The 6,251-nt window shown below is 41.6% G+C and carries 8 protein-coding genes; 4 read left to right on the forward strand and 4 right to left on the reverse strand.

Annotated features, from left to right (window positions below; genetic code table 11):
* Nucleotides 1-73: 73 nt before the first annotated feature.
* From EKM78_RS06485 to EKM78_RS06495, 3 genes are all read right to left on the reverse strand, one after another.
* A complete protein-coding gene (locus EKM78_RS06485) occupies nt 74-940 on the reverse strand; it encodes an aldo/keto reductase (protein ID WP_125770552.1) in 867 nt (288 codons plus the stop codon).
* A gap of 91 nt (nt 941-1,031) precedes the next feature.
* A complete protein-coding gene (locus EKM78_RS06490; protein ID WP_125770554.1) occupies nt 1,032-1,781 on the reverse strand; it encodes an SDR family oxidoreductase in 750 nt (249 codons plus the stop codon).
* An 82-nt stretch (nt 1,782-1,863) separates the two neighbouring features.
* Nucleotides 1,864-2,400 (reverse strand): sugar O-acetyltransferase, encoded by a 537-nt coding sequence (locus EKM78_RS06495; RefSeq protein ID WP_125770556.1) that lies wholly within the window; start codon nt 2,398-2,400, stop codon nt 1,864-1,866.
* A gap of 112 nt (nt 2,401-2,512) precedes the next feature.
* On the opposite strand from EKM78_RS06495, the gene EKM78_RS06500 reads away from it, so the two are divergent.
* The 3 genes from EKM78_RS06500 to EKM78_RS06510 all read left to right on the forward strand — a co-directional run bounded on the left by EKM78_RS06500 (nt 2,513) and on the right by EKM78_RS06510 (nt 4,131).
* Nucleotides 2,513-3,385, forward strand: coding sequence for a LysR family transcriptional regulator (locus tag EKM78_RS06500; RefSeq protein WP_125770558.1), 873 nt, complete (start codon nt 2,513-2,515; stop codon nt 3,383-3,385).
* A gap of 87 nt (nt 3,386-3,472) precedes the next feature.
* Nucleotides 3,473-3,793 carry a PadR family transcriptional regulator gene (locus EKM78_RS06505; RefSeq protein WP_125770560.1) on the forward strand — a complete coding sequence of 107 codons (321 nt, stop codon included), beginning with the start codon at nt 3,473-3,475 and terminating at the stop codon, nt 3,791-3,793.
* Nucleotides 3,794-3,795: 2 nt separating this feature from the next.
* Nucleotides 3,796-4,131 (forward strand): DUF1048 domain-containing protein, encoded by a 336-nt coding sequence (locus EKM78_RS06510; protein WP_125770562.1) that lies wholly within the window; start codon nt 3,796-3,798, stop codon nt 4,129-4,131.
* A gap of 286 nt (nt 4,132-4,417) precedes the next feature.
* On the opposite strand, the gene EKM78_RS12590 is transcribed toward EKM78_RS06510, so the two are convergent.
* On the reverse strand, nt 4,418-4,573 hold the full coding sequence (locus EKM78_RS12590; RefSeq protein WP_164507225.1) for a hypothetical protein: 156 nt from the start codon (nt 4,571-4,573) through the stop codon (nt 4,418-4,420).
* Nucleotides 4,574-4,763: 190 nt separating this feature from the next.
* Here EKM78_RS12590 and EKM78_RS06520 point away from each other — a divergent pair, with 190 nt between their 5' ends.
* On the forward strand, nt 4,764-6,170 hold the full coding sequence (locus tag EKM78_RS06520; RefSeq protein WP_125770566.1) for an APC family permease: 1,407 nt from the start codon (nt 4,764-4,766) through the stop codon (nt 6,168-6,170).
* The last annotated feature ends 81 nt before the right edge of the window (nt 6,171-6,251 follow it).

The raw sequence follows: 6,251 nt of genomic DNA on the forward strand, positions 1-6,251 counted from the left end.
GCAAGTTGTTAATGAGACTATTTTAATACAAAAAAATAAAACCCACAGCTTTGAGTTTTATTTTTTAAAATAATTACATTTTTCCACCAAATACAGGATAAGCGCTAGCATCACCGTAATCCATATTGTCAATTCCGGCTAATGTCTTCATATCTTCATCACTGATCTCAAAATCAAGTTCAGCGTTTGACTTCATATGTTCCGGGTTAGCTGATTTTGGCAGGATGATGGTGTTCAATTGCCAATCGTAACGAATGCACAATTGAGGAACACTGACGTTATACTTCTTGGCCATTTCAACGATACGATCATCTTTCAAAGCTGCACCGTGAGCCACTGGTGAGAAGGCTTCGACAGCGATGTCGTTGTCTTGTGAATACTTGATGATATCTAATGGAGTATCACCAATGTGGACTTGGACTTGGTTAACAGCTGGCTTGGTGTCGCTGTTCTTGATCAAGTTGTCCAAGTCTTCTTTATTGAAACTTGAAACACCGATAGTCTTGAGTTTTCCCTCTTTAACAGAGTCTTCCAAAGCACGCCATGCTTCAAGATTTCCTTCAAAGTGGCGGTCGTTTGATTGATTAACTTCTTTCCAAGGTTGTGGATTGTGGATGATCATCATATCTAAGTAGTCGATGTCCATCTTGTGAAGCGTTTCATCGATCGACTTTTTAGCGTCGTCGTAATTTTTCAATTCTGCAGCAACTTTTGAGTTAACAAAAAGCTTATCACGGTCGACACCAGAATTTCTAACGCCTTCGCCAACGCCACGTTCGTTGCCATAAGCTTGGGCTGTGTCGATATGCTTGTAGCCGATCTCGATAGCTGATTCAACTGCTTTAGCAACTTCGTCGTCTGGTATCTCCCAAACTCCGAGTGCTAATTTTGGGATCTTCACGCCACTGTTTAATGTGATTGTTTCATCAAAAACACTCATATGATCTCTCCTTTATATAATTGAATATTGATAATTTTTAACACTTTGCTAATAAACCCTCAAGTGGGCTTTAAGGCAAGCTATTAAAGAATTAAACTTCTTGTCCTGTAGGTCTGATGATCATTTCATTGACTGCCATGTTAGCTGGTGTATCGATGACAAAAGCTACCGCTTGGGCAATTTCTTCTGGTTGAAGAGCTTGCATTTCGGCACCTGGTAAGTCTTGCATACTTTCTAATTGTTCACGAACTTCTTTGTTATTGATCGATTGGAACAACTCTGTTTGAACAGTTCCCGGAGCAACGATCGTTGTCTTAATATTGTTGCTACGCTCTTCTTGGCGAAGGCCTTCCATGATGGCACGAACAGCAAATTTTGTCCCAGAGTATGTAGCATAACCAGGAAGCAATTCATAGCCTAAAACAGATGAAGTTGTGATCACGTGACCGCTCTTTTGCTTTCTCATTACTGGAAGTGCTGAAGCAATACCATTCAACACACCTTCGACGTTAGTTTCGAGCATGTTCTTCCATTCATCGCGAGCCAGTGCACTCAAGTTGTTAACTGGCATGATCCCGGCATTATTAAAAAGCACATCGATGCGACCATACTTTTCAACTGTTTTGTCGATAACATTTTGTACTTCATCAGCATTAGAAACGTCTGCTTCAACGGCTAAAATGTCGGCTCCTGCATTATTTTGTTGGATCTCTTCCAAACGGCTCATTCTTCTAGCAGCAATAGTCAACTTAGCTTTTTTACTGGCTAAAAGATTAGCTGTTGCTTCTCCAATACCACTTGATGCTCCCATGATCACTACTACTTTATTTTCGACTGTCATATTTTTCTCCTTCAAGCTACTTAATAGCTATTTCTAATTTGTATTTTGATCTTATCCCTTCGTGCTGACTCGAACACAAGGATCATTTTTCAATTTTTTTAATAAAACGGGCTGGCACACCAGCAACGATACTGTTGGCAGGAACGTCTTTAGTAACCACAGCTCCTGCACCAACAACTGAGTTCTCACCAATAGTCACGCCCGGCGTCACAGTAACGTTAGCTGCTAACCAAGCATTTTGATGAACGTAAACTGGTTTCAGCTGCAAGTTTCTTCTAATACTAGGTTCCAAGTTGTGATCGACTGAAGCAATCGTCACGTTTGGTCCGATCAAGACATTGTCGCCGAGATAAATGCCTCCCATATCGGTAAACATCGAATTGCTATTGATAAAAACATTTTTTCCGATATGTAAGTTCTGCCCAAAATCAGTTGTGAATGGCAATCTGATCTCGGTCGTGTCAGAAATTTTTTCGTTGGTGATCTGACTAACCACATTGCGAACTTCTTCGCTGTTGTGAACACCAGTATTTAATTGCTGAACTAAAACCTGATTTTTCTGGACGATCTTCTCGATCTCGTCATAAGCTTTAGTTCCTAAATCCATTTTTGATTGCATTGTTTTCACTCCTTAAGGGTTGACTACAGTATATGGGCTGAATATGATAATGTTAAATACTTATAGTTGATATCAAGTTATTACATTTTGTTATATCAAAAAGGAGTTTATTATGGACATCCGTGTTTTACGCTACTTCATCGCCATCGCTGAAGAATTAAATTTCTCCCATGCTGCAGCCCGTTTGCATGTCTCACAACCAGCTTTGTCACGACAGATTGCTGAACTAGAAAACCAATTAGGCACTAAACTATTTATCCGAGGAAATAGGCAGATCCAGATGACTCAAGACGGTTATTATTTACAAGAACAAGCTAATGAAATCCTAAATTTAGTCGATAAAACAACTTTTAACCTTCAAAGACAAGACACAGTCAGTGGAGTGTTAGACATTGGTGCCGGAGAAAGCATTGTTTTACGTCCGATGATGGAATCGATTCAAAGAGTCATCTACCAAAACCCCGCCATCAAAGTCAATATTCACAGTGGCGACTCACTAAATACCTTGGCCGAACTAGATTCAGGTATCCTGGAATTTTCAGCCATGATGGGCGATAAAAAATACGAAAATTATCACAGTCTCAAATTCCCAACGGTCAACCACTGGGGCGTTTTGATGCGAAAAGATGAACAAATAGCCAGTTTAGAGACGATCAAGCCAACTGATCTAGTCGGTCGACCCTTGATCACTTCACGGCAATCGCAAATCAGTGAATTTTTTGAAGAATGGAGTCACGGACTAAGCCTGCAGTACAACTACATCGGAACTTACAACTTGATCTTCAATGCAATGCTATTAGTGGAAACTGGCGCTTGCATGGCTTTGACCTACGAATCACTCGTCGACACGAGTAATACTGAATTAGTTTTCAAGCGCTTGAGCCCCGATTTAACCGAAGGTGCATCCTTGATCTGGTCCAAGAAGCGCAAACTACCCGAAGCTGGTCAGCTTTTTATCGAGCAATTGAAAAAAGAATTAGAATAAGGATTTTTTCCTTGCTATAAGCACTACCTAGTATTACTATATACATGTACTTAGTATTACTAAGTAGTCGAAATGAGGTATTCAAACATGAAAGGTTTAACCGAATTACTAAAAGGTGCCCTAGAAGGAATCGTCCTCCAACACATCAGCAAAGGCGAAACTTACGGCTATGAAATAACCAGTTACCTAATAGACCTAGGTTTCGAGGACATCGTCGAAGGAACCGTCTACACCGTACTACTGAGACTGGAAAAAAACGGCTTGATCGACAGTGAAAAGAGAAAATCTGAAGTCGGTCCACCTAGAAAATTTTACAAATTAACAACAGCAGGAACCGACTACCTAGCCGAATTTTGGACCAAATGGACCTTCCTATCTGAAAAAATGGAACAACTAAAGGAGAATTAATCATGGAAAACTTACTAAAGAAAATGGTAGGCGACAAGAAAAAATACCGTCAATTCAAAGCAGAAGTAGCCAACCTACCAACACCCTATAAAGAAACCTTCGAAGCCCTAGAAAAATACATGTGGAACTTCGCCAAAGGAGACGGCTTCCTAACAATACTCGAGCAGATCCTAGAAATCTTCCAAGAAAACGCCGAACAAAGCGTCCCCGTAAAAAACATAATCGGCGAAGACCCAGTAAAATTCTGCGACGACATCATGGCCCAATACCCAGACGAATTATGGCTGATCAAAAGTCAAAACAAACTAAGAGAACAAGTAAAAGAAATCAACAAATAAACTCAGCATATCCAAAAGCTCGTCATACACATAAGTGTGACGAGCTTTTTATGTACTTACTATTAAATGTACTTAATAAAAAAATATCTTACCTTTAAAAAATTTGGTTTTGGAGTTTGGGTTTGGGTTTGGGTCTTTGATCTTACCAACATAAATAGAGACTGAGATAGACATGTGAGAAATAGGACGCGCAAACAGTGCCAACTTGATCAAAATAAATCGGTAAAACTCAACAAAAAAAGGATTGTGCCCCTCATCTAGACGGAGGGGCCCGGGGATACAGACCTCAGTGGTGAAATTCATCTTGGCGACGAAGGAGCTTAGATGAAGGTGCAGTTTTGAAACAAGCGAGCGCACCTTGCTCGATTGGTTCAAAATGTGCCCACCACGTTCCAGCGTCTGTATCCCCGGGCCCCGGAGTCGGCATTGAACGTACACCCAAAATACTACCTCAACACCCCAACCACCAAACAAACTAACAAAACGTGCCCCAAGAAAAACTCTTCTGTCTGCCATAGCTCTCTTCTATCATTATTAAAACCACTATCACAATATTAAAATAATCATTGTTTTTCCCTCTAATCTCCACCATAATGGAATATGCATTTCAAAAAATATCAAAGGTTATCATTATGAAAAACATTTTTAAAAAAGAAAGCGTCGAAAACTACGTCAAAGCCGACTCTCACCTAGTGAGATCCCTCCACGCAAAAGACCTAGTAGCCCTAGGGATCGGCGCTGTGATCGGAACAGGGATCTTCATCCTCCCCGGTCACGAAGCAGCACTACATGCAGGACCGGCAGTTTCCATCGCCTTTCTGATCGCAGCATTAGTCTCAGGAATGGTCGGCATGGCCTATGCAGAATTCTCGTCTGCCATGCCAGTTGCGGGATCAGCCTACTCCTTCGGATCAGTCATCTACGGAGAATTTGTCGGTTGGCTCCTCGGTTGGGCCTTGATCCTAGAATACTTCTTAGCCGTCTCAGCGGAAGCGACCGGTTTTGCCTCGTACTTCAACAACAACATCCTGGCAGCCATTGGCGTCCACGTTCCTAAAGCCTTACAAGCAGGACCAATGGAAGGTGGCGTTATCAACTTAACAGCAGCTCTAATCGTGTTAGTCGTTGCCGTCATAATTTTGCACGGCGTCGACTTATCCAAACGGATCGAAAACACCGCAGTCGTCATCAAAGTAGCCATAATTATCTTATTCATCGTAGTCGGTATCTTCTATATTAAGTCATCCAACTACGTACCGTTTTATCCAAAACAATTCCACTCCTCCCCTTGGGGATTAGGCGGAATCTCGACCGCAGCAGCGACCGTATTTTTTGCCTTCATCGGATTCGATGCCCTGGCAGCTAATTCAGCCGAAACCGTCGACCCTGGAAAAAACGTAGTCAAAGGAATCATCGGAACAGTCATCGTAGCAGTTATTTTGTACGTAGCCTTCTCATTCGTATTAACCGGAGTAGTCAACTACTCGAAATTAAACGTCGATGACCCAGCAGCCTACGCCCTACAGGTAGTAGGACTAAGTGGTTGGAACAAGATAATCACCATCGGAGCCTTGATCGGAATCTTCACAGCTATGATCACCATGTTCTTCGGTGGTTCAAGACTAGTCTATGCCCTAGGACGCGACGGTCTCTTACCAAAATTCATGGGTAAAATCACCAAAAAACACGCCGTCCCAACCAACGCCATCATCATAGCCACAATAGTACAAACCTTCTTCGCCGGAATGGTACCACTAACAGAACTAGCATCCCTAATAAACGCCGGAACCCTACTAGCCTTCGCCTTCATCTCTTTCGGGATCATCCCCTTAAGAAAAAGAAAAGACATAGTAAACGAAGGCTTCAAAATGCCCTGGTACCCATTCTTACCGATCCTATCAGGCCTACTAAGCGTCTACTTCATAATAATGTTACCGAACCTAACAAAAATCTCAGTAACATCCTGGCTAATCTTAGGAGTAATCTTCTACTTCGCCTATGGATTGCATCACTCAAAATTACAGAATAATGAACAGTAAAAAAGAGAATGTGACATAAGTGTTCTCTGTACAATAAAAAATGGACGAAAACCGATTTTTGGTTTTCGTCCATTTTTTGTT

It is taken from the genome of Companilactobacillus furfuricola, assembly GCF_003946325.1.
Classification (GTDB): Bacteria; Bacillota; Bacilli; order Lactobacillales; family Lactobacillaceae; genus Companilactobacillus; species Companilactobacillus furfuricola.